This window comes from Ruegeria sp. BB5 (genome assembly GCF_056539405.1).
In genome coordinates this window covers 1268958-1292220 of record NZ_JBQFUX010000001.1, presented here as the reverse complement: position 1 = coordinate 1292220, position 23263 = coordinate 1268958, and the positions used below count along the sequence as shown (strand labels likewise).

General features: G+C 59.0%; 25 protein-coding genes and 1 tRNA gene. 13 read left to right on the top strand and 13 right to left on the bottom strand.

Annotated features, from left to right (window positions below; all coding sequences use genetic code 11):
• Window positions 1-5 precede the first annotated feature (5 nt).
• On the top strand, window positions 6-1172 hold the full coding sequence (locus ACR0DL_RS06425) for a deoxyguanosinetriphosphate triphosphohydrolase (protein ID WP_480688161.1): 1167 nt from the start codon (window positions 6-8) through the stop codon (window positions 1170-1172).
• Here the strand turns inward: ACR0DL_RS06425 and ACR0DL_RS06420 are convergent.
• Window positions 1149-1700, bottom strand: coding sequence for a putative pterin-binding protein (locus ACR0DL_RS06420; RefSeq protein WP_170375714.1), 552 nt, complete (start codon window positions 1698-1700; stop codon window positions 1149-1151). The genes ACR0DL_RS06425 and ACR0DL_RS06420 overlap by 24 nt on opposite strands.
• 134 nt (window positions 1701-1834) lie before the next feature.
• On the opposite strand from ACR0DL_RS06420, the gene argS reads away from it, so the two are divergent.
• From argS to ACR0DL_RS06390, 6 genes are all read left to right on the top strand, one after another.
• Entirely contained in the window at window positions 1835-3580 is a 1746-nt protein-coding gene (gene argS, locus ACR0DL_RS06415; protein ID WP_480688159.1) for an arginine--tRNA ligase, read from the top strand.
• An 88-nt stretch (window positions 3581-3668) separates the two neighbouring features.
• Entirely contained in the window at window positions 3669-4733 is a 1065-nt protein-coding gene (locus ACR0DL_RS06410) for an SPOR domain-containing protein (RefSeq protein ID WP_480688157.1), read from the top strand.
• Complete coding sequence (gene nagZ, locus ACR0DL_RS06405) at window positions 4730-5737, top strand: beta-N-acetylhexosaminidase (RefSeq protein ID WP_480688155.1); 1008 nt, start codon at window positions 4730-4732, stop codon at window positions 5735-5737. Before ACR0DL_RS06410 ends, nagZ begins: the two co-directional genes overlap by 4 nt.
• Window positions 5727-6521 carry a segregation and condensation protein A gene (locus ACR0DL_RS06400; RefSeq protein WP_480688153.1) on the top strand — a complete coding sequence of 265 codons (795 nt, stop codon included), beginning with the start codon at window positions 5727-5729 and terminating at the stop codon, window positions 6519-6521. The genes nagZ and ACR0DL_RS06400 overlap by 11 nt, the downstream gene beginning before the upstream one ends.
• Window positions 6514-7170, top strand: coding sequence for an SMC-Scp complex subunit ScpB (gene scpB / locus ACR0DL_RS06395; protein WP_170348980.1), 657 nt, complete (start codon window positions 6514-6516; stop codon window positions 7168-7170). The genes ACR0DL_RS06400 and scpB overlap by 8 nt, the downstream gene beginning before the upstream one ends.
• 64 nt (window positions 7171-7234) lie before the next feature.
• The gene (locus ACR0DL_RS06390) at window positions 7235-7456 is read left to right on the top strand and encodes a hypothetical protein (RefSeq protein WP_480636931.1); all 222 of its coding nucleotides are present in this window, start codon (window positions 7235-7237) and stop codon (window positions 7454-7456) included.
• Here the strand turns inward: ACR0DL_RS06390 and ACR0DL_RS06385 are convergent, their stop codons facing one another.
• The 8 genes from ACR0DL_RS06385 to ACR0DL_RS06350 form a co-directional block, all read right to left on the bottom strand.
• Entirely contained in the window at window positions 7457-8536 is a 1080-nt protein-coding gene (locus ACR0DL_RS06385; protein ID WP_170358869.1) for a 2'-deoxycytidine 5'-triphosphate deaminase, read from the bottom strand. It lies immediately after the preceding gene.
• Window positions 8537-8597: 61 nt separating this feature from the next.
• Window positions 8598-8674, bottom strand: a tRNA-Pro gene (locus tag ACR0DL_RS06380).
• A gap of 62 nt (window positions 8675-8736) precedes the next feature.
• The gene (locus ACR0DL_RS06375) at window positions 8737-9345 is read right to left on the bottom strand and encodes a MerR family transcriptional regulator (RefSeq protein WP_170348977.1); all 609 of its coding nucleotides are present in this window, start codon (window positions 9343-9345) and stop codon (window positions 8737-8739) included.
• Between the two features lie 18 nt (window positions 9346-9363).
• Entirely contained in the window at window positions 9364-9666 is a 303-nt protein-coding gene (ihfA, locus tag ACR0DL_RS06370; protein WP_008755922.1) for an integration host factor subunit alpha, read from the bottom strand.
• A gap of 96 nt (window positions 9667-9762) precedes the next feature.
• Complete coding sequence (locus ACR0DL_RS06365; RefSeq protein ID WP_170358866.1) at window positions 9763-10734, bottom strand: beta-ketoacyl-ACP synthase III; 972 nt, start codon at window positions 10732-10734, stop codon at window positions 9763-9765.
• A gap of 21 nt (window positions 10735-10755) precedes the next feature.
• Window positions 10756-11844, bottom strand: coding sequence for a phosphate acyltransferase PlsX (plsX, locus tag ACR0DL_RS06360; protein ID WP_170348975.1), 1089 nt, complete (start codon window positions 11842-11844; stop codon window positions 10756-10758).
• Window positions 11845-11867: 23 nt separating this feature from the next.
• Window positions 11868-12074, bottom strand: a complete 207-nt coding sequence (rpmF, locus tag ACR0DL_RS06355; protein WP_008756996.1) for a 50S ribosomal protein L32 — start codon at window positions 12072-12074, stop codon at window positions 11868-11870.
• Between the two features lie 206 nt (window positions 12075-12280).
• Complete coding sequence (locus ACR0DL_RS06350; protein ID WP_480688151.1) at window positions 12281-12817, bottom strand: YceD family protein; 537 nt, start codon at window positions 12815-12817, stop codon at window positions 12281-12283.
• Between the two features lie 85 nt (window positions 12818-12902).
• Between ACR0DL_RS06350 and ACR0DL_RS06345 the strand changes: the two genes are divergently transcribed.
• From ACR0DL_RS06345 to ACR0DL_RS06335, 3 genes are all read left to right on the top strand, one after another.
• A complete protein-coding gene (locus ACR0DL_RS06345; protein WP_170348973.1) occupies window positions 12903-13379 on the top strand; it encodes an outer membrane protein assembly factor BamE in 477 nt (158 codons plus the stop codon).
• A 98-nt stretch (window positions 13380-13477) separates the two neighbouring features.
• On the top strand, window positions 13478-14212 hold the full coding sequence (locus ACR0DL_RS06340; RefSeq protein ID WP_480688149.1) for a GNAT family N-acetyltransferase: 735 nt from the start codon (window positions 13478-13480) through the stop codon (window positions 14210-14212).
• Between the two features lie 41 nt (window positions 14213-14253).
• The gene (locus ACR0DL_RS06335; protein WP_480688147.1) at window positions 14254-16062 is read left to right on the top strand and encodes an ABC-F family ATP-binding cassette domain-containing protein; all 1809 of its coding nucleotides are present in this window, start codon (window positions 14254-14256) and stop codon (window positions 16060-16062) included.
• Here ACR0DL_RS06335 and ACR0DL_RS06330 read toward each other — a convergent pair.
• Together ACR0DL_RS06330 and ACR0DL_RS06325 are read right to left on the bottom strand one after the other, a co-directional pair.
• Window positions 16059-16610, bottom strand: a complete 552-nt coding sequence (locus ACR0DL_RS06330) for a sugar O-acetyltransferase (RefSeq protein WP_170410158.1) — start codon at window positions 16608-16610, stop codon at window positions 16059-16061. The genes ACR0DL_RS06335 and ACR0DL_RS06330 overlap by 4 nt on opposite strands.
• Window positions 16611-16619: 9 nt before the next feature.
• Window positions 16620-17375 carry an SDR family NAD(P)-dependent oxidoreductase gene (locus ACR0DL_RS06325; protein WP_480688145.1) on the bottom strand — a complete coding sequence of 252 codons (756 nt, stop codon included), beginning with the start codon at window positions 17373-17375 and terminating at the stop codon, window positions 16620-16622.
• 209 nt (window positions 17376-17584) lie between these two features.
• Here ACR0DL_RS06325 and ACR0DL_RS06320 point away from each other — a divergent pair, with 209 nt between their 5' ends.
• A complete protein-coding gene (locus tag ACR0DL_RS06320) occupies window positions 17585-18532 on the top strand; it encodes a hypothetical protein (RefSeq protein ID WP_480688143.1) in 948 nt (315 codons plus the stop codon).
• Between the two features lie 84 nt (window positions 18533-18616).
• Here the strand turns inward: ACR0DL_RS06320 and tyrS are convergent, their stop codons facing one another.
• Complete coding sequence (gene tyrS, locus ACR0DL_RS06315; RefSeq protein WP_170505613.1) at window positions 18617-19870, bottom strand: tyrosine--tRNA ligase; 1254 nt, start codon at window positions 19868-19870, stop codon at window positions 18617-18619.
• A gap of 92 nt (window positions 19871-19962) precedes the next feature.
• The gene (locus tag ACR0DL_RS06310) at window positions 19963-21228 is read right to left on the bottom strand and encodes an MFS transporter (protein ID WP_170348967.1); all 1266 of its coding nucleotides are present in this window, start codon (window positions 21226-21228) and stop codon (window positions 19963-19965) included.
• A 243-nt stretch (window positions 21229-21471) separates the two neighbouring features.
• Between ACR0DL_RS06310 and ACR0DL_RS06305 the strand changes: the two genes are divergently transcribed.
• Both ACR0DL_RS06305 and ACR0DL_RS06300 read left to right on the top strand, forming a co-directional pair.
• Complete coding sequence (locus ACR0DL_RS06305) at window positions 21472-22545, top strand: anhydro-N-acetylmuramic acid kinase (RefSeq protein WP_254428473.1); 1074 nt, start codon at window positions 21472-21474, stop codon at window positions 22543-22545.
• Between the two features lie 65 nt (window positions 22546-22610).
• Entirely contained in the window at window positions 22611-23255 is a 645-nt protein-coding gene (locus ACR0DL_RS06300; protein WP_480688141.1) for a dimethylsulfonioproprionate lyase family protein, read from the top strand.
• Window positions 23256-23263 lie beyond the last annotated feature (8 nt).

Below are 23263 nucleotides of genomic sequence, written 5' to 3'. Positions count from 1 at the left end.
GGCCTTTGGACAGAGCAGGTTTTGCCTCGGACCCAGGCCGCGCAAGGGGGCGGCTAGTACCTGAGGAGGAAAGCAGTTTCCGATCATGCTTTCAGCGCGACCGGGATCGGATCATTCATGCCAGCGCGTTTCGGCGGCTGAAACACAAGACACAAGTGTTTGTTGAACATGAAGGCGACAGTTACCGCACGCGCCTGACGCATTCTATCGAAGTGGCACAGGTGGCGCGCACGATTGCCGGGGCATTGGGATTGAACCCCGAACTGACCGAAGCCGTGGCATTGGCGCATGATCTGGGGCACACGCCCTTTGGTCATACCGGAGAGGACGCCTTGCACGCTTTGATGGAGCCATACGGCGGCTTCGATCACAATGCGCAAGCCATTCGGATCGTCACCAAGTTGGAACGCCACTATGCCGAATTCGACGGCTGCAATCTGACATGGGAATGTCTGGAAGGCATAGCCAAGCATAATGGGCCTGTGACAGGCGAATTGCCGTGGGCGCTGGCCGAGTGCAATGGCGGTTTTGACCTTGAACTGCACACCCATGCCAGTGCCGAGGCACAGGTGGCCGCGCTGTCTGACGATATAGCCTATAACAATCATGATCTGTTGGATGGGCTCAGGGCCGATCTGTTCACGGACGCGGAAATTCAGCAATTGCCCATCGTCGGTGATTGCTATGCGGAAGTGGACCGCAAGTACCCTGGTCTGGACCCGTATCGGCGCAGGCACGAAGCATTGCGTCGCGTGTTTGGGGTGATGGTTTCGGATGTGATCGACACCTCGCGCGACCTGATCGCTGAGTCTGGCGCGCAAACGGTCGAAGATATCCGGCATCTGGGTTATCCGGTGATCCAGTTCTCGGCAGGGCTTTGGGCGCAACTCAAAGAGATCCGCGCCTTTCTGTTTTCACGGATGTATCGTGCGCCCAGCGTCATGAAGGTCAGGGCCGAAGTGTCTGCGGTCGTTGAAGAATTATTCCCGATCTACTTGAACGATCCCAAACAAATGCCAGCCCATTGGCACGGCGATATAGAAGCAGCCCGGGATGAGACGGTGATGGCGCGGATTGTGTCGGACTACATTGCAGGTATGACCGACCGCTTTGCCTTGCAGGATCACAAAAGGCTGACGGGGCGGTCGTCACTCGATGCCGATATAGGCTAGCGCCCAAACCTGTTGCCCGGATTGCTCGTCCGCCAGATCAGCATCATCTGTGGGCGGAAAAACGATCATCGTAGGGCCATAGCCGCCGATCCCCATCGGACTGCCATCCGCATGGGTTGCCACGATGGGTTGGTGCGCCTGAATACTGTCCCATGGGATTTCGGACTGGTATCCATCCATCGCCATTGGTTTGGCAGTCTTCCCTTCGGCCCCTGCCATGACCATCACATCCGACAAAAGTGGACCAGAGAAGGCGACATCGCGCTGATTGTCTTCTGGGCCGTAGGCAATTGTGATCTCCACTTGCGCTAGACCGTCAAGCATCGCGGCGTCAAATCCGGCGCCGCCGCTGTGCTGCACTTCGAGATAACCCAGCAAACCACCGTCATTTTCACCCCGAGCCGGTAAGTTGGTTTCCGTCACCGCCCCGCCCAGCGTCAGAAGAACATGGCCCTGCGGCGCGGGCATATCGGCCCAGACCGGGATCGAAGTGGTCAGGACGAATGCAAGGGGTAGGGCAAGACGCATGGAACGATCTCCGAGGTTAGGAATTTCCTGTGACCTTAGCCCGGTTTACCGTTAATCCAAGCGGAAACCGATCGCTTCCATTGACCTTGCCGCTTTGCGTGGTAAACCGCCGGGCAAGCAAAAGGACATCCGAAATGAACCTGTTTTCCGAGATCCGCGGTCTTGTACTGGGCGCGCTGGCACAGATGCAGTCCGAAGGCGCGCTGCCCGAGGGGCTGAGCTTTGACAATGTGGCGGTCGAACCACCGCGTGATGCCGCGCATGGCGACATGGCGACAAACGCCGCGATGGTGCTGGCGAAGCCGGCCAAGATGAAGCCGCGCGACATTGCCGATGTGTTGGCCGGAAAGCTGGCGGAGGATGACCGGATCACCAGTGCCGAGGTTGCGGGGCCGGGCTTTTTGAACCTGCGGTTGGCGCCTTCGGTTTGGCAGGGTGTTTTGGCGGCAGTGTTGGAGAAAGGCACGGATTATGGCCGCTCGACTATGGGGCAGGGGCAAAAGGTCAACGTGGAATATGTGTCGGCCAACCCGACTGGGCCGCTGCATGTTGGCCATACGCGGGGCGCGGTGTTTGGCGATGCGCTGGCAAGCTTGTTGGCCTATTCCGGCCATGATGTGACCCGCGAGTACTATATTAACGACGGCGGTGCGCAGGTCGACGTGTTGGCACGCTCGGCCTACGAGCGCTATCGCGAAGCCAACGGGTTGAGCCCCGAGATTGCCGAAGGCTTGTATCCGGGCGACTACCTGATCCCAATCGGCGAAGCGCTGAAAGAGAAATACGGCGACAGCCTGATCGACAAGCCGGAAAGCGAATGGCTGGATGATCTGCGCGAGTTCTCGACCGACGCGATGATGGACCTGATCCGCGCTGACCTGAAGGCGCTGGGCGTAGAGATGGATGTGTTCTTCTCGGAAAAATCGCTCTATGGGACGGGCCGGATCGAGGCCGCGTTGGAATCGCTGACCGAAAAGGGCCTGATCTATGAAGGCGTTCTGGAGCCGCCAAAGGGCAAAAAGCCCGAGGATTGGGAGCCGCGCGAGCAGACCCTGTTCAAGTCCACCGAACATGGCGATGACGTCGATCGCCCGGTGAAGAAGTCGGACGGCAGCTGGACCTATTTCGCCCCGGATATCGCCTATCATTATGACAAGGTGACCCGTGGCTTTGATGCACTGATCGACGTGTTTGGTGCAGACCACGGTGGCTATGTCAAACGGATGAAGGCGGCTGTTTCAGCGCTGTCCGATGGCAAGGTGCCGCTGGATATCAAGCTGACCCAGCTGGTGAAGCTGTGGAAGAATGGCGAGCCGTTCAAGATGTCCAAGCGGGCAGGGAACTTTGTCACCTTGCGCGATGTGGTCGATCAGGTTGGCCCTGATGTGACCCGGTTTGTGATGCTGACCCGCAAGAACGACGCGCCGCTGGACTTCGATTTCGACAAGGTGCTGGAGCAAAGCCGCGAGAACCCTGTGTTCTACGTGCAATACGCCCATGCGCGGGTCATGAGCGTACTGCGCCGCGCGGCCGAGGTTGACATTGCCACAGATGAAGCAACCCTCAAGAGCGCTGATCTGGGCAAGATCGACCATGCCTCGGAACTGACGGTTGCCAAGAAGCTTGCCGAATGGCCGCGTCTGGTCGAAATCGCCGCGCGGACCAACGAACCGCATCGGGTTGCCTTTTACCTGTATGAACTGGCGGGCGACTTCCACGCGCTGTGGAACAAGGGCAACGATGAAACACAGTTGCGTTTCATTCAGGATGGCGATGTTGCCACAAGCCAGTCAAAAATCGCATTGGCCCGCGCCGTTTCTGTTGTGATTTCAGCGGGCTTGGGTATTCTTGGCGTTACTCCGGCGCAGGAGATGCGGTAACAAACACCGCCCGAAGCACCGGTACGAGGTAGGCAAGAAATGACCCGCGCGCCTTATTTTCTGGCGTGAATCGGGCGGTGAGGCGGACATGGCACGTTACGATTACTCGGGGCAGATGCGCCCCGAGCAGATGCATTACACGAATCAACCACATCCTCAGGATGGGTATGACTATTCCGATGACATGCACGGGTATGAAGAAGCGCCGCGCGCGGGGGGTCTGGGTCGTATCGTAAACGCGCTGGGCGCGGTTGCGTCCCTGGCATTGGTCGCTGGCATTGGTGTTTGGGGTTACAAGCTGGTGATGCGCGATGTTAGCGGCGTACCGGTCGTACGTGCCATCGAAGGGCCCATGCGCATTCAGCCAGAAAGCCCCGGTGGAACACCTGCCGATCATCAAGGACTGGCCGTCAACACGGTGGCCGCGGTCGGAACAGCCGCACCCCCGGCGGATCGTCTGATCCTTGCGCCGCGCCCGGTGTCCCTGTCGGATGAGGACACGCCGGTTGAGCCTCTGAAGCCCACCCCGGCCGTGCATGTGGTGCAGGAAGAGATTTCTGATCAGGAGGCTGCTCAATTGCGCCAGGGTTCGGTAGACGCTCTGGTCGCCGAACTGGCTGGTGATGCGGCACAAATCGACCAACCGACCGAGCAGGGCGTGCAACTGGCCTCTTTGGTCGTGCCCGAAGAAGAGCCCGCGATTGACCCCGCTGATCTGGCCGCACAGTTGCCCGATCCGGAACTGGCCGCACTGCCGGGGGTTCGCCGGTCTTTGCGCCCCAATACGCGCCCGGCCCGTTCTACACCCAGCGGGATCACCACCAGCAGCAGTACTGAAGACGCGATCAACGCTGCGGTCAAAGCTGCTGTGGGGCTGGATATTGACCCGGACACATTGTCCAAGGGCACGCGCATGGCCCAGCTTGGCGCCTATGAAAGCACGGATGTAGCGCGGGCTGAATGGGATCGCCTGAATGGCCGTTTCGGTGAGTATATGGATGGAAAACAACGTGTTATCCAGAAAACCTCACGTGGAGGACGGACCTTCTATCGTTTGCGGGTTCTGGGATTTGACGACCTAAGCGACTCGCGTCAGTTCTGCGCTGCCCTCGAAGCACAAGGCGCCGATTGTATCCCGGTGGCCGCTCGGTGAGTTTCGGCGCGGCAATCACTGATGCCGAAGGCTTGCGCCTGACGCCCGAAGAAAAAAGTCTGTTTCAAGAAATGAACCCGTTTGGGTTCATTTTATTTGCCCGCAACATCGATACCGCCGATCAGGTCCGTGCTCTGTGCGACGACTTCCGCGAGGCTGTGGGACGCAATTGCCCGATCACCATTGATCAGGAAGGCGGCCGCGTGCAACGGCTGCGCGCACCACTGGCGCGGGAATGGATGCCACCGCTGGATCATGTCGCGGGCGCGGGGGATCAGGCTGAACGCGCCATGTATCTACGCTATCGCCTAATCGCGAATGAGCTGTTTGAACTGGGGATCGACAGCAATTGTGCCCCGATGGTGGATCTGGCGCGTGATGATACGCATGCCTTTCTGAAGAACCGCTGCTATGGATTAGATTCAAAAACAGTTTCCGGGATCGGAAAGGCGGTTGCCAAGGGGCATTTGGATGGTGGTGTTCTGCCAGTGATCAAGCACATGCCGGGCCACGGCCTGTCCACGCTGGACAGCCACCACGACCTGCCACATGTCGATCTGACGCAAGACGCATTGGAACAGACCGATTTCGCGCCGTTCCGTGCCTTGAACGACCTGCCGATGGGGATGACGGCGCATTTGGTTTATGACCGGATCGATCCACAACCGGCTACGATTTCACCCACAATGATCGGTCTGATCCGCGACAAGATTGGGTTTGATGGCCTAATCATGACCGATGATATCTCGATGAAGGCCCTCAGCGGCGCACCCGAGGAGATTGCCCGTCAGGCGCTCAACGCCGGGTGCGACGTGGTTTTGCATTGCAACGGCTCGTTTGAAGCCCGCGCCAAAGTGCTGGAAGCCGCCGGAGAAATGACCGAGCAGGCCGAGATACGCGCAGAAAAGGCGCTGGCAATGCGGCAAAAGCCTGCGGAACTTGACATCCCCGCGACTGAGGCGGAACTATCTGCCCTAATGGGCGGGCAGGTATATGAACGATAACCTTTTCAACGAAGACCCGGTCTCGGTCGCGGATCGCCTTGCGGCCGAAGCCCTGATCGTTGACGTCGACGGGTTCGAAGGCCCGTTGGACGTGTTGTTGACCCTGTCGCGGACACAAAAGGTCGACCTGCGGAAAATCTCGGTTCTAGCGCTGGCGCAGCAATATCTGACTTTTGTTGAAAAAGCCCGGGCTCTGCGGATTGAATTGGCAGCTGACTATCTGGTTATGGCGGCGTGGCTGGCCTTTTTGAAATCCCGCCTGCTGCTGCCCCCTGATCCGGATGACGAGGGTCCGTCGGGTGAAGAACTGGCCGCGCATTTGGCGTTTCAGCTAGAGCGGTTGCAGGCCATGCGTGATGCTGCAGCCCGCTTGATGGCGCGGGACCAGCTGGGCCGCGATTTCTTCAAACGCGGGCAGGGCGAGGATGTCACCCGCATCCGCACTGTGACTTATTCTGCAACCCTGCTGGATTTGATGCAGGGGTACGCTCGCATCCGCACACGCGACGAATTCCGCCCCTTCGTGATGGACCGTGACGCCGTGTTCACGATGGAACAGGCGCTGGAGCGGATGCGCCCACTGATCGGCTTTGCGGGCACCTGGACGGATATGGAGACCTATCTGCCCGATGGTTGGGACGCTGACCCTGTCCGCAAACGCTCGGCCACGGCGGCGACCTTTGCGGCCTCGCTGGAATTGGTGAAAGAAGGACATATGGAGATCAAGCAGAGCGAGACCTTTGCCCCGATCCATCTGCGCAAGAGGACTGACACACGTGACTGACGCCCCCGAAGACGAAGGCACCGGCACCCTGTTCGAAGCGCCGCCGCTGGCAGAGCAAGAGCGCATGGTCGAGGCCGTGCTGTTCGCCAGCGCCGAACCGGTGACTACCTCTGATCTTGAGGCCCGGATGCCGCATGGCAGCGACGCGGCGCAAGCCGTTGAAATGCTTCAGAAACGATATGAAGGGCGCGGCGTGCGGGTGGTCAAGGTTGGCGAGGCCTGGGCCATTCGAACTGCCCCCGATCTGGGCTTTTTGATGCAAAAAGAAACAGTTGAAACCCGCAAGCTGAGCCGTGCGGCCATCGAAACGCTGGCTATCGTGGCCTACCATCAACCCTGTACGCGGGCTGAGATTGAAGAAATTCGCGGTGTTTCGGTCTCACGCGGGACGATCGACCAACTGCTGGAAATGGAGTGGATCAGGTTAGGCCGTCGCCGAATGACACCGGGCCGTCCGGTGACATTCGTGGTGACGCCGCATTTCCTGGACCATTTTGGGCTTGAGAACGCTCGCGACCTGCCGGGACTCAAGGAACTGCGCGCCGCTGGCCTGCTGGAAAACCGGCCACCGCCGGGCACCATCCCACTGGGCGAGGGGCGCGAAGAAGAGCAGGATGAAGATCAGACCGAACTGTTCGAGGAAGAGTGATCAAACGACCCTTTTGGTGTCACACACTTCGCCTATGTTGAGGGTCAGAAAACGGAGTTGAGCAATGAATGCCAATCGGATGATCGACATGATCGTACGTCAGGTCATGCGACGCCTTGTCAGTAAAGGCGTTGACAAGGGCTTTGACATGGCAAGCCGTATGGGTGGTAAAAACGAACAGCCCGGCGAGGCCAACCGTGCCAACAACAATGGCCCACGCCCATCCCAGAACCTGAAACAAGCGCAACGAATAACCCGTCAAGCGCGCCGGTTCATGAAGTTCTGATCAGCTAACTGCCTTGAAATGCTTGGACAGTTTCAAGCCTTGTCCTTGGTAATTTGAGGCGATGCCAGCCCCGTACAGCTGGGTGGGCATTTCGGCCATTTTCTCATAGACCAGCCGGCCGACGACTTGACCGTGTTCCAACACAAAAGGTGCCTCATGGCAGCGCACTTCAAGCACTCCACGAGATCCAGCGCCTCCGGCGGCGGCGTGGCCGAAACCGGGGTCGAAGAAACCTGCGTAATGCACCCGGAATTCACCCACCATGGCCAGATACGGCGCCATCTCGGCGGCATAGAGGGGCGGGATGTGGACAGCTTCGCGGCTGACCAGGATGTAGAAGGCGCCCGGGTCCAGGATGATGCGGCCATCGGTGGTGCGGACCTCTTCCCAGTATTCCTGCGGGTCGTATTCTCCGATCCGGTCCAGATCGATCACTCCGGTATGCGGCTTGGCGCGATAGCCCACCAGATCGGTGTCGGGCAATTGCAAGTCGACCGAAAAACCCAACCCGTCCTGAATCACTGCAGGACCGTCAACCAAGGGCGAGTCACTGTGCAACGCGGTCAGTTCTGCATCGCTAAGCACGGCCTGACCTTGGCGGAAGCGAATCTGATTGAGCCGCATCCCCGGACGTACCAGCACCGAGAAGGATCGCGGGCAAATCTCCGCGTAAAGCGGGCCGGTATAGCCCGCGGGCACGCGGTCGAACTCGGTGCCACCATCGGTGATGGTGCGGGTCAGCAAGTCCAGCCGCCCGGTTGAGCTTTTGGCGTTAGCCACAGCCGTCACGGTTTCGGGCAGGGCCAGCGATTCCATCAGCGGTACCAGATAGACGCAGCCTTTTTCCAGAACCGCACCGTCCGTGATGTCGATGCGGTGCATCTCGAACTCAGACAACCGATCCGCGACGGATCGGGTTTCGCCGGCCAGAAACGAGGCGCGAACACGGTAAGCCACTGTTCCCAAGCGCAAATCAAGGCTGGCAGGCTGAACCTGCGCAGGGATAACCTCGGGGTTTGCGGTGATTTCACCGCGCGCGATCATCGCTTCGATTTGCTGATTTGGGCATACACCTGTCATTCCGATCCCCCTTGATGCCAGAGCGGGATCTGGCCTGTCTGCCATAAACGTCGGTATGATTTGGTCGGGCTAGCAGGACTCGAACCTGCGACCTTCCGTCCCCCAGACGGACGCGCTACCAGGCTGCGCCATAGCCCGACGTTGAGGTGTTCATAAAGACTTTCCCGGCAGGGGCAAGAGGAAATCATCGCCTTTTTTTCTTATCCCGCCGTTCGGTTTTCAATGCGGTTAAGAACGGCGCGCAGGTCCTTTGCCACCGGAGCAATCTGTTTCAGCAGATCGTCATCGAAATCGGTGCGATTCCATGCCTGCGTTGCGATTCCACCCAGTAGAGGGGCCTCATCCAGAAACTCCGGTGTGGGTTGCGCCGCGACCGGCTGCGGTTTGGGTTCAGCAGGTTCCACCTTAGGGGCCTCAGCAACGGGTGCAGCGTCGTCCAGATTTAGGTTGATCTGTTCGCTTGTCTCGACTGGCTTAGAAGAGAAGGGCACAACTACACTGTCGTTCGCGGTGGCGTCCGGTTTGGCCACCTCGTCCAACCCTTGCGAAAGCGCGGAAACATGCGCTACGCCCTGTTCGCGCAGGATACGCTGAACGCCTTTGATGGTTATCCCGTCCTCGTGCAGCAGTTTCTTGATACCGCCCAGCAGGCGCATGTCGTTGGGTCGGTAATAACGCCGCCCTCCGGCACGCTTTACCGGTTTGACCTGATTGAAACGGCTTTCCCAGAATCGCAGGACATGAGCCTGAACGCCCAGCCAGTCCGCAACTTCACTGATCGTGCGAAAGGCGTCGGGGGACTTGCTCATGACCGTGTCGTCCTGATCTTACTTACGGTTCCCTGCGGCGACGCGATCCTTCATCAGGTGCGACGGGCGGAACGTCAGAACCCGGCGGGGTTGAATCGGAACCTCTTCGCCGGTTTTGGGGTTGCGGCCGATGCGGGCAGTTTTGTCCCGAACGCTGAACGTGCCGAATGACGAAATCTTCACCTGCTCGCCGCGCACCAAAGCGTCGGACATGTGGTTCAGAACGCTTTCGACCAGCTGCGCACTTTCGTTGCGTGATAGGCCAACCTCACGAAAGACGGCCTCGCTCAGATCCATTCGGGTCAGTGTTTTATCGCCCATACCATTTCCCCTGTTGATACCGCAGAATACGGTGAGGGGAAATTCGCTGTCAATATCAATGAATTGCAAGTCTGCGTGTAAGCCGAATTGCGCCGGTTACCAGCGCAGCACAACCGCGCCCCAGGCCAGACCGCCGCCGATGGCCTCGGTCACAAGCAGATCGCCCTGCTTGATTTGCCCGCGCTGTTTGCCGACGGACAAGGCAAGAGGAATCGACGCGGCCGATGTGTTGCCATGGTCCTGAACGGTGACGACGACGTTTTCCATCGGCAGGCCCATTTTCTTGGCGGTGCCCTGAATAATGCGGATATTTGCCTGATGGGGCACAATCCAGTCGACGTCAGTGTTGCTGAGGCCAACGCTTTGCAAAGCGGTTTCCGCCGTTTTGGCCAGTTTTTCGACCGCATGGCGGAACACCTGATTACCTTGCATCCGCAGATGTCCGGTCGATTGGGTCGACACACCGCCATCGACGTAAAGCAGGTCCTTGTACCGGCCGTCCGAATTGAGGTCGGTCGCCAGAATGCCACGATCCTGCGCACTGCCTTCGCCCTCTTGCAGCTCTAACACTAGCGCACCAGCGCCATCACCGAACAGCACGCAGGTGGACCGGTCCGTCCAGTCCATGATTCGCGAGAAGGTTTCGGCCCCGATGACCAGAACGCGCTTGGCCTGACCGGATACGATCAGGGCGTTGGCATTGGTCAGCGCAAAGACGAATCCAGCGCAGACGGCTTGAACGTCAAAGGCAAAGCCTTTGGTCATGCCCAACTGTGCCTGCACCATGGTTGCGGCAGATGGGAAAGTCAGATCGGCGGTCGAAGTTGCCACAATGATCGCATCGATATCGTCAGCCACTAGCCCCGCATCGGCCAGCGCGGCCTCGGCTGCCTTGGTGGCCAGATCGGACGTTGTTTCGTTTTCGGCGGCGAAATGGCGGCGCTCGATACCCGAGCGGGTCTTAATCCACTCATCCGTTGTATCGAGCGTCTTTTCAAACTCGGAATTCGGAACGATGCGCTCTGGCAAATAGTGTCCGACACCAACGACAACTGAACGGCCTGCCATGCTTGGGTACTGCCTTTTTTGTTATTCGCCAGCCTTTGGCGGCGTGTGGGCGGCATCTTGTGCAAGCTCGGCTGTCGATGCAACCCGTGCCGCCAATTTTTCGGCGAAACCAGACTGGGCCAGGGTAAAGGCCAGTTTGACTGCTGCCGAGACTCCGATGGCATCCGCGCCACCATGTGACTTGACCACGGTTCCGTTGAGGCCAAGAAAAACGCCGCCATTTACTTGGCGCGGGTCGATACGCTTTTTCAAACGATTTAACGACGTGATCGCCAGTACCGAAGCGAGGCGTGACAGCGGTGAATACTTGAACGCTTTGCGCAACAGGTCGCCAATCAGGCTGGCAGTGCCTTCGCCGGTCTTAATGGCGACGTTGCCGGTAAACCCATCAGTGACAATGACATCCGCCTTGTCGCCGGGAATGTCGCTGCCTTCAACGAAACCGACAAAATCGAAATTCGCCTGCTCTGCGAATTCCGTGATCATAGCATGCGCTTCTTTAAGCTCGGCGCGACCCTTGTGTTCTTCGGTGCCCACGTTCAACAGACCGATCCGAGGACGTTCAAGCGCCATGCCGTTGCGCGCATAGGATGCACCCATCAGCGCATATTGCAGCAGGTCCTTGGCGTCGGCGCGCACATCCGCGCCCACATCCAGCATCACGTTGAACCCCTGCGGGTTGCGCGATGGCCACAGAATCGCAATCGCCGGACGATTTACACCCGGCAATTTGCGCAACCGCATCATCGACAGCGCCATCAGCGCGCCGGTGTTGCCGCAGGAAACGGCGCCATGCGCCTCACCTTGCCGCACTGATTCCAGCGTTGACCACATCGAGGTCTGCTTGCCGCTGCGGACAACCTGACTGGGCTTGTCCTCCATCGTGACTACATCGGGGCAATCACGAAAAACGACGCGCCCCTGCAGGACACGCCGTTTGGCAACAAGTTTGCGCAGCGTAGGCTCAGGCCCGTGCAGAATAAACGCGATATCGGGGTTTTTGATTGCCGATTTGGCAATGCCCGCAACCACAGTCGCGGGCCCCGAGTCTCCGCCCATAGCGTCAACCGAGATGGTAATCCGTCCGGCGTGCGAGGGCTGTTCAGTCATTCCTTGCCTGCGCTTTTAAAGGCTTAGGCCGCGTCTTCGTCCAGGTCGATTTCGTCGGCTTGTGCGACGACTTCGCGGTCATCGTAGTGGCCACAGGACGCGCAGACGTGGTGCGGGCGCTTCAGCTCGCCGCAGTTGGGGCATTCGTTCGGGTTTGCAGCAACCAGAGCGTCGTGTGCGCGGCGGTTGTTGCGACGCGACTTGGAAACTTTGTTCTGTTGGACGGCCATGGTCTCAACCTTTGTCTACTGAGGGCCAACAGATTCGCTGTGGGCCGGGTTTCATTCTTCGTTTATCTCGTGGTTTGACGCGCGTTTAGGGGACGATCCCCGCAATGTCCAACCCAAATTCCGATGAGCGCGCGAAAATACTGCGATTCTCGACATGTTCAAGCGATTTTTCTGAGGGCCTGATATGACAGGAAAACAGACCTATGTCACTCGTCTTTTTTCAGCGCGTCGCGCAAACCGGCCAGACCGGCAAAGGGTTTGACGTCCTCGTCTGTCATGGCCTGTTTGCCCGGCTCGGTAAAGTCGGCCTGTCCCAGTTCGGCACCGTCTTTACGTGGGTATTGGGGCAGGGCCAGCGACAGGGCCTCGACCATGACAAGCGCTGGGTCGATCTCAGCACCAAGCTGTTCGGTTTCATCACCTTCGGGAATTTCAAACTCGGGCTCTTCTGGATCAACCCAATCGGCCACATAGATTCGCGCGACCGGGATGTCGATGCGGGTGGTCACCGGTTCCAATGTCACCACGCAGGGCTGAATCACTGTAGCCCCCAGTTTTCCGTTCAATGCCCAGTCGCGCTTGCCCTGTGCCCTTACGTCACCCACAAAGCTGAACTTGCGTAGGCCAAGCAAGCCCAACTCGTCCCTGATAGCCTCCAAAGCCTTGGCGTCTGGGCGCAACTCAAAGGGGGTTGGTGCATTTTGGGGCAGATCGGCCACCCGCAGAGATGTCTGGTTGCTCATTCGTGACCCTTTCCTGTGTTGAACCGGGGCTGCGGTTTGATGTAAGCGGATAGGGTCCGTAACGGGCCAAGGCAAGAGGGTGTGAATGTTGAAGGTTGTGAACAGGTTGAAACCGGCGTCGAAAACGCTTGTCTTTGCGGCCTGTCTGGCAGCGGCTGGTGCATGTTCGCCGGTCTTCAAGAATCACGGATATGTCCCAACGCCCGAGGATCTGGCCGAGGTCAAAGTGGGTGTGGACACCCGCGACAGTGTGATCGAGGCGGTCGGTGCCCCCAGTTCGTCCGGCGTGATCCGCGATTCCGGGTTCTATTACGTCCGGTCACGCATTCGTCATTACGGCCCGAAAAAGCCCGAAGTGGTCTCGCGTGAGTTGGTGGCGATCAGCTTTGATGACCGGGGCGTGGTTCGGAACATCGAGCGGTTCGGGCTTGAAGACGGTATTGTCGTCACGTTGGATCGCCGGATTACCGAGTCCACGATTCAGGGGCAGGGCTTTATCCGTCAGCTGTTGGGTAACATCGGCAACTTCAACCCGGCCAATATTCCCGGCACGTCACAGTAACTTATAGCCACATCTTGCGATGGTCATGCGGCAGTCACACATTGTGTGATAGGGGCATGGCAAGAGGAAACAGGTCAGCAACCGCGGAGGATGCGACCATGGCACTATTGCTTGGTAAGGGGCGGTATCGCGCCCGGCTGGCGCAGTCGCGGCAGGACCTGGCGGCGGCACAGCAGCTTCGGATGTTGGCCTTTGGGACAGAAAAAATCGATCAGGACGATTTCGATTCGGTCTGTGCCCATATTCTGGTCGAAGATGCGCGCGCAGGCGGGCAGGTGGTCTGTTGTTTCCGCATGCTGACCATGGCTGATGGCACTGAAATCGGCCGCAGCTATTCGGCGCAGTTCTATGATCTTTCGGCGCTTGCGGGGTTTGGCGGTCGGATGGTTGAGATGGGGCGGTTTTGCGTTCATCCGGACTGGACCGACCCAGACATTCTGCGTGTCGCCTGGGGGGCAATGACGGCCTATGTAGATCAGAATAATGTCGAGATGCTGTTTGGCTGTTCGTCCTTCGCCGGGACCGAAACCGAGGAGTATCTGGATGCGTTCGCGATTCTAAAGCACAGGCATCTCGCCCCAAAACGCTGGTTGCCACGGGTCAAGGCACCGGATGTATTCCGATTTGCCGCACGTCTGCGTCGTAGGCCGGATGTGAAAAAGGCTATGCTGCGGATGCCACCTTTGCTGCGTACTTATCTGATGATGGGCGGCTGGGTCAGTGACCATGCGGTCGTCGATCGGCATATGAATACGCTGCATGTGTTCACCGGGCTTGAGATTGGTGCGATTCCCCCGGCAAGGAAACGATTGTTGCGGGAGGTGGTTCGGTAATCCCCGTTGACCCCTTGGCCTTGCCGGTTTAGCTGGCGGGCATGGCGAGAATTCCTTTGTTGCAGATGTCCGGCATTTCCCTGACCTTTGGGGGTGATCCGGTGTTTTCGGGGCTGGACCTGGTGGTGCAGCCGGGCGACCGTGTCGCGTTGGTGGGGCGCAATGGGTCCGGCAAATCAACTTTGATGAAAGTAATGGCCGGTCTGGTCGAGCCCGACCAAGGCGACATTGTGATTCCGCCTGGAAAATCTGTAGGTTACATGGAGCAGGACCCAACCATGGAAGGGTTCGCGACGCTGGGCGACTATGCCTCAAGTGGGTTAGAGCCAGGTGAGCTGTACAAGGTTGAACGCGCCGGAGAGGGGCTGAAATTCGACCCGTCGCGCCCGGTCGAAACGGCCTCGGGCGGCGAGCGGCGGCGCGCGGCTTTGGCCAAGCTGATGGCCGAGGCACCCGACCTGATGCTGCTGGACGAGCCGACCAACCACCTGGATATTGAAGCCATCGCCTGGCTCGAGCGTGAGCTGGGTGCGACGCGGGCTGCGTTTGTTCTGATCTCGCACGACCGCGCGTTTTTGCGGGCATTAACCCGAGCCACGCTGTGGATTGACCGCGGAATGGTGCGGCGACAGGAACAGGGGTTCGACGCTTTCGAAACCTGGCGTGACAAAGTTTGGGATGAGGAAGATCAGCAACGTCACAAGCTGAACCGCCTGATTAAATCCGAGGCGAAATGGGCTGTCGAGGGCATCAGCGCACGACGCAAGCGCAATCAAGGCCGCGTGCGCGCCCTGCAGGCGTTGCGGGCCGAAAAGGCGGCGCAAATCAAACGCCAGGGCTCGGCCGCTATGGCGCTTGAGGCAGGGCCGAAATCCGGACGAAAAGTGATCGAGGCCAAAGGCTTGGCCAAGTCCTTTGATGCGCAACGGATCGTGCGGAATTTCGACTTATTGGTGCAACGCGGTGATCGGGTGGCTTTTGTCGGACCGAATGGTGTAGGCAAGACGACCCTGCTGAAAATGCTGCTTGGACAAGAACAACCGGATGAGGGGTCGGTGACCCTGGGTACCAATCTTGAGGTTGCGGTGTTCGATCAGACCCGCGCGCAACTGGACCCGGAAATGAGCCTTTGGGATAGTCTGACCGGCGACCCCGAGATGCGGGTTTCCGGCAAGGCCGATCAGGTGATGGTCGGTGGCCAACCCAAGCATGTGGTCGGCTACCTCAAGGAATTCCTGTTTGACGAACGGCAGGCCAGAGCGGCGGTTAAATCCCTGTCAGGGGGTGAAAAAGCGCGATTGCTGCTGGCCAAGCTGATGGCGAAATCCTCGAACCTGCTGGTGCTGGACGAACCGACCAACGATCTGGATGTCGAAACGCTGGATCTGTTGCAGGAACTGCTGGACGATTATGACGGCACCGTTCTGCTGGTCAGTCACGACCGGGATTTCCTGGATCGCGTCGCCACTACGACCATCGCGATGGAGGGCAATGGCCGCGCAATCGTCTATGCGGGTGGGTGGTCGGACTATATTGCACAGCGAGGGGACGTTGCGGAAAAGAAGGTAGAAAAATCAAAACCCTCAAAGCCAAAGGTCAAGCCGGAAAGTCAGGCGAAATCGGGCCTGTCTTTCTCGGAAAAACACCGGCTTGAGAAACTACCCGCCGAAATCGCCCGGCTTGAGGCCGAGATCGGCAAACTGGAAGACCTCATGTCCGATCCCGAATTGTTCACTCGCGAGCCGGTTAAATTCCAGAAGGCGACCGAGGCGTTGGTCGAGCGGCAGGAAAAACTGGCCGCAGCCGAGGATGAGTGGCTGATGCTCGAAGAAAAGGCCGAAGGCGCTTAGGACTGTTTCAGCGCTCGGGCAGGGTTTCCAACGACCGTTTCTTCGGCCGCGACGTCTTTGGTCACGACGCTGCCCGCACCGATGGTGGCATTGTCGCCGATGGTGATGCCGGGCATCAAGATGGCTCCACCGCCCACCCAGACATTCCGCCCAATCGTCACCGGAAGACCAATTTCAAGACCCTGCGCACGCTCAACCGGGTCTTTGGCGTGTTGAGCGCAATAAATCTGAACGTGCGGTCCAAACATCGTGCCGTCTCCTACCCGCACCGCAGCAGTGTCCAGAACCACGCAGCCCGCGTTGAAGTAAACGCGCTGGCCTAGATGGATGTTCACCCCATAGGCGCAGTGAAAAGGAGCCTCGAGAAAGCAATCCGACCCGACGTTGCCGAACAACGCCAGCAATTCCGGTGCTATCGCACCGCGGGTATCCGGTGGACAGGTGTTATGCGCGTGAACCGCGCGCCGGGCCTGTGCGCGCAGGGCATCCAATTCCGGATCCAGACAGCAATACCACTCTCCGGCCTGCATCTTTTCGCGTTCGGTCATGAAACTGACCTAGCGCATTCGCAGCGCACCGTCGATGCGGATGACCTCTCCGTTCAGGTATCCCATCTCGACGATAAACCCGGCCAGTCGTCCGTATTCGCGTGGATCACCCAGACGGGCCGGGTTGGGGACGTCAGCGGCCAGTTGCTGCTGTACCTCTTCGGGCAGGCCGGCCAGCATCGGGGTCATGAAGATGCCGGGCGCGATGGCCAAAACCCGTATCCCGGTCGAGGCCAGATCGCGGGCCATCGGCAGGGTCATCCCGACCACTCCACCTTTTGAGGCCGCATAGGCCGCTTGTCCTTTTTGCCCGTCAAAGGCCGCGATCGATGCGGTATTGATGATCACACCGCGTGCGCCGTCGGGCTCGGGGTCATTCTTTGCCATTTCAGCCGCAGCCAGGCGCGAGACGTTGAATGTGCCCACCAGATTGATGTCGATGGTGCGTTGAAAGGCGTCCAGTGGGTGGGGGCCGTCTTTGCCCACCGTCTTTATACCATAAGCGATTCCGGCGCAGTTCACGGCGGCCGTGATCTGGCCCATATTGTACATCGCCTGTTTGACCGCTGCGGCCACGGATTCCTCGTTCGTCACGTCCGTTTCAGCAAAATGTCCTCCGATCTCCTCCGCGACCTGAGTGCCACGGACGGCGTCGCGGTCCAAAATTGTGACCTGCGCGCCGCACTCGGCAAAGTGGCGTGCGGTTGCTTCGCCCAGCCCCGAAGCACCGCCAGTGATGATCGCGGATGTGGTGGACAATTGCATGGCGGCGGTCTCCTCTCAGGATATGAACGTATGTTCAGTTAATCTGAGGATTTAGGTGATGTCCACAATTCGGACGAGATTTTTCAAAGTTTTATGCCGTTTCTCAAGCGATTCTCAGAGGAACTTTAACTGCGCTTAATGCGCAAGTCTCACATCGGTACCTATCAATTTGACGCGTCGAGGGGGCGCCGAACAAGGAGACAAGTGTTATGCGTAAGAGTTTGAAAGTCGGAATTCCTGTGCTGGTAACAGCACCTTTTCTGACTGTGATGGCGGTAAGCAGCGCCGCAGCTGCGCCAGAGGTGTGCAACTGGAAGACCGCACGGGATGCTGCAAATCGGGGCGATTATCAGGCGCTGTGTGATTGTCAGCAGGTGACACCCAGCTTTCTGGAACGCCTGCAACAACGGTCGGATTTCGCGACCACATTGCGCAACACAACGGAGCAATGCCCAGGATTGGCTTCGTTGTTGACCGACCAACCAACGGGTTCGATTGGTGCATCGGGAAATCCAGGCGAGGCGCGGGGAAATGATCAGTTTGCCGGTCTTGATTCAGAAAACGGAGGCGGTTCCGGGTCTGGCGGCGGAGGCGGAGGTGGTAACCCCGGCAACGGCGGCGGTGGCCCCGGTGACGGTGGCGGCGACCCCGGCGATGGTGGCGGTGATCCCGGTGATGGTGGCGGTGATCCCGGCGACGGTGGTGGTGATCCCGGTGACGGCGGCGGTGACCCAGGCAACGGCGGTGGCGGCAACAACGGCGGCGGCAATGGCGGCAACAACGGCGGCGGCAATGGCGGCAACAACGGTGGTGGCAACGGCGGCAACAACGGCGGCGGCAACGGTGGCAACAACGGCGGCCCCGGTAATGGTAACGGAAACAACGGGAATTCCGGCAACGGCGGTGGCAATAACGGCGGCTCTGGCCCCGGCACCGGAAACGGTGGCGGCAATAACGGCAATGGCAATGGCGGCGGTGGTCACGGCAATGGGGGCAGCAATGGCGGAGGCAAAGGCGGCCACGGCGACGGTAAAGGAGGCCATGGCGGTGGCAAAGGCGGCCACGGCGACGGTAAAGGCGGCGGCAAAGGAGGCCATGGCGGTGGTAAGGGTGGCCACGGCGACGGTAAAGGCGGCGGCAAGGGCGGCAAGCGTTAACCGCGCCGATGTGAACCTACACCTTTGAAAAGGAAAACGGCCACCCAACGGGGTGGCCGTTATTTGTAATGGGCGGGGCTGTGATCAGCCCAATTGCACAAGCGCGTGCCGCTTTTTACCAGCACTCAGTTTGATGGGCGAGGACAGCGCGCCCGCGTCAATCATCAGCCCTGCATCGGTCAGCGGCGCGTCATCCAACTTGGCGCCATTCTCGGCAATCAGGCGCTTGGCCTCTTTGCCCGATTTGGCCAGACCCGATTTCACGATGACCTGCACAATGGACATGCCGTCGCCCAGCTCATCCGCGCTGAGAGTCAGGGTCGGAAGATCGCCACCCACGCCGCCCTTTTCGAACACTTCACGCGCGGTTGCTTCGGCCTTGGCAGCGGCCTCGGCCCCGTGCAGCAGGGTGGTGATTTCGTTCGCCAAGCGGATTTTGGCTTCGTTGATCTCGGACCCTTGCAGCGCGCCCAGGCGCTCGCACTCATCCACCGGCATTTCGGTGTAGAGCTTCAGGAACCGCCCGACATCCGCATCGGTGGTGTTGCGCCAGAACTGCCAGAATTCGTAGGGCGAGCGCATCTCGGCGTTCAGCCATACCGCTCCGTCCTGAGATTTGCCCATCTTCTTGCCGTCGCTGGTGGTCAACAGGGGCGAGGTCAGGCCAAAGATCTCATGATCCAGCACGCGGCGGGTCAGGTCGATCCCATTGACGATATTGCCCCATTGATCCGAGCCGCCCATCTGCAGAACGCAGCCATAGCGGCGGTTCAGTTCAAGGAAATCATAAGCCTGCAGGATCATGTAGTTGAATTCGAGGAAGCTGAGCGATTGTTCTCGATCCAGCCGCGATTTCACGGACTCAAACGAAAGCATGCGGTTGACCGAGAAGTGCCGCCCGATGTCCCGCAGGAAATCGAGGTAGTTCAGGTCGTCCAGCCACTCGGCATTGTTCAGCATCAGAGCTTTGTTTTCGGCGTCACTGTCATAGTCGATATAGGCCGAGAACACCTTTTTGATGCCCGCGATGTTTTCGTCGATCTGTTCGGGCCCCAACAGGGGACGTTCATCCGCGCGGAACGACGGATCGCCCACCTTGGTGGTGCCGCCGCCCATCAGGGTGATCGGCTGATGCCCGGTTTTCTGGAACCAGCGCAGCATCATGATCTGGATCAGGCTGCCCACATGCAACGACTTGGCCGTCGCATCAAAGCCGATATAGGCCGGCTTGCACCCACTGATCAGCGCTTCGTCAAGGCCCTGATAATCGGTGCAGTCGGCGAGAAAGCCGCGCTCGATCATCGTGGCGATGAAATCCGATTTGGGGTGGTAGGTCATATCGTGCCTTTTGGGTTGATGTTGCGGGGCACTGTATAGGCGTCGCTTTGGGCAAGGAAAAGCCACCATTTCCAAGAAAAACGTGGGCAGTGTCAGCTTTTGACCGGAGGCAGGCGCAACGCATAGAGCATTGCGATCAGGTTCAGCGCGGCCAGTGCAAAGATCGGGGTGATTGGATCGTGCAGATGTGCCACCGCGCCCAGGATCGCAGCAAAGACCATACCGATCAGTCCGGCACTAACATCGCCAAGGGCGACCAGGTAGGGACGCTCCTGTTCCGATGTCTTTTCAATGATATAGAGATAGCGGCCATAAATGACGCCATTCCCGCCCAGTGACAGCAGCAGGATGACCAGCGCATAAACCCAGACGTTCTGCGCATAGCCAAGGAATGTGAATGCCAGCGCCAGTATGGCTGAAACTGCCGAGATCAAGCACCCCAGCCACATCACCGGCTTGACCGAGATCCGACCGCTGAGCCAACCCCACAGGATCGAGCCCAGCACCATACCAAGACTGGCGGCCATCACGAAATAGCTGAGTGAGTGTTTGGTGCCCACGTGAAAGGTCGCAGCGTGGATCGTGTAAAACGGCATGGCCAGCTCAACCGAGACAAAGATCAGACGCGCCGTTAGAAACTTGCGATACCACGAATAAGCCATTCCGGTTTTGAAGCCGGTCACCAACTCAGCCAGCGGTTTGGGTTTGCTTTTGGGTGCGGGGGCACGGGCTTGCTCTTGTTCCAGCAGCCGGACACCGGCAAAGCTGACGCCGGCGGCGAACATGGCGACGACGCCGCACCACAGGACGACGATGTGGCGCTGCATTGGTTCATCCGAGGCCAGCAGATCGCGCGTCACCCAGACCACAAGAATAGCCAGAATGCCTGAGATTGTGGCCTGTGCAAACACCATCCGATTTCGTTTCGCCTCGGGCACCGAGATGCCATAGATTTGGCTGGTGCCCAAACTGGTGATCCCTTGGCACAGTCCCATTACAACCGCGGTTGTCAGAAATAGTAACACAATCAAAAGATTGGGAAGGTTTGTTGCGAACAATGCCACCACCGACAGAATGGCGGCCGTCAGGATGTTGGGTACGTAAACCGCCAGTTTCGCGCGGGTCACCCGGTTGATGAACGGAGACATGAAAATCTCGGCAATCAGGCGCGATCCGGTCACGAAGGGCAGCAACAGGCCCGCGAAAAACGTAGGCGCCCCCAAGGCCAGATACAGGAAGGGCAGCACCAGATTGGGGTTCACCAGCTGCCCGCCAATTGTGGCCAGCGACCCTGACCAAAAGATAAGCTGGTAATTGCGTCCCTGCGCGGGCTGGTTGGGTGTCTGTGTGTCCGTCATGGTCGTCCGTTTGGGGTGCAGCTGGTCGCAATGCTTACTCAGGCCGCGCGCCGGTGCAACCATCCCGTCGCTCGTGTTGTGGTTGCAGGCGCGCAGGTTGTAGCAAAAAAGCACGTGGACCGCGTGATGTGACTTGCCTAGTGGGGCGATGAACAGGCAGGTTGAGCGCCATAAAACAAGATAAATGAGGTGAGCGTGAACCGGGCCATCAGGAAAGGCGGGCCGATCAAAGCCCTGGGTGCAATGTCTGGCACGTCGCTGGACGGTGTGGATGCTGCGGTGGTGGAAACCGACGGGCATCACATCATCGGCTTTGGCCCAAGCGGCTATCGCGCCTATACCGAGGCCGAGCGCAGCGATCTGCGCGCGGCGCTGGGTCAATGGCACGGCCCGGACGTGGACAAGGCGGCTGAGCTGGTCACCATTGCGCACGCCGAGGCGCTCTCGGAATTTGAAGAGATCGACCTGATCGGCTTTCACGGACAGACTCTGGCGCACGAACCACATGGGCGGGGTACGTTACAAGTGGGCGACGGCAAGGGGTTGGCGCAGGCCTTAGGCGTGCCGGTCGTCTGGGATTTCCGCAGTGACGACGTGGCAATGGGGGGCGAGGGCGCGCCTTTGGCCCCGTTCTTTCACTTTGCCTGCGCCAAATGGATCGGGGCGACCCAGCCGCTGTGTTTTTTGAACCTCGGCGGGGTGGGAAACCTGACTTATGTCGACCCCGGCTTTGACGGCCCGGAAGCACCCGGAGCTCTGCTGGCCTTTGACACCGGTCCCGCCAATGCACCCGTTGATGACCTGATGCAGGCGCGTCTGGGTCTGCCGATGGACCGCGATGGTGCGGTTGCGCGCGGCGGCACGGTCGAGATGGGTGCGCTCGAACTGTTTCTGGCCGAGCCTTACTTTACCCGAATGCCCCCTAAATCTCTTGACCGGAACGACTTTGCCGAGATGATCCGGTTGGTTCAGGAGCTAAACGACGCCGACGCGGTGGCCACACTGACCGGCATGTGCGCGGCGGGCGTGCTGCAGGGGATGGAACATTGCCCCAAACCGCCTGCGCGTCTTCTGGTCACTGGCGGCGGGCGGCATAACCCGGTGCTGATGGAGATGCTGCGCGTCGCACTGGACTGCCCGGTCGAGCCGGTCGAAGCGGTAGGGTTGGACGGAGACATGCTCGAGGCACAGGCCTTCGCCTATCTCGCAGTACGCGTGGCACGTGGGTTGCCGACATCATGCCCTGGAACAACTGGGGTTAAAGCTCTTGTCGGGGGAGGAGTTGTCAGTACGGTTTCGATGGGTGCCGCTGGCTGAAGGGAATTTGGCTAGAACCTCAGATGTTAGGCTTTCGTGTCGCTCGGCAGCAAAATTTGCATTCGATGTCGCATGCAGACAAACCCAAGTCTGAAAACTGGTTATCCTCGCTCTTTATGAGCAAGGAAGGCGTCTACCAGAATCTACTGCAACAAGCTCGGGATGCATATGTCAGCCATCCCCAGATGACGTCGTTCACACCGTTTCCAGATGACATTCAAAGGCAGGAGATTGAGCCATATCATCTCCCGTGTGGCGACGTGTTGCGGCAGGAGGCGGGGCTGGTATCACAAACCTATGCTCGCCTGCAGGATGCGATCGTAAACGCAGCACCTTACGCGGTTTGGCGAGAAACCTACAAATACACAGATATCGGCGATTGTTTCCTGAATAATTTTGGATGTTATTCCATCGTCGGAGCAGGAGGGCCGTTCTTATCGAACAAACTCTGGCTTTGGATTGTTCACATGCCGCCTCAGCTTTACTATCCGTGGCATCATCATCCAGCAGAAGAAATGTACATGGTGATTTCAGGAACTGGCGTGTTCAAGCGCGAGGGCTGTCCGAGTGAAAACCTCGGCGAAGGCGGCACTGTGTATCACGAAAGCAATCAGCCGCATGCAATGGAAACGCAGGACGATCCGATATTGTGCCTTGTGGCCTGGCGCAACCGTTTCGATACGCCTCCTGTCCTGACCCCATCCAATTGAACGGTTGG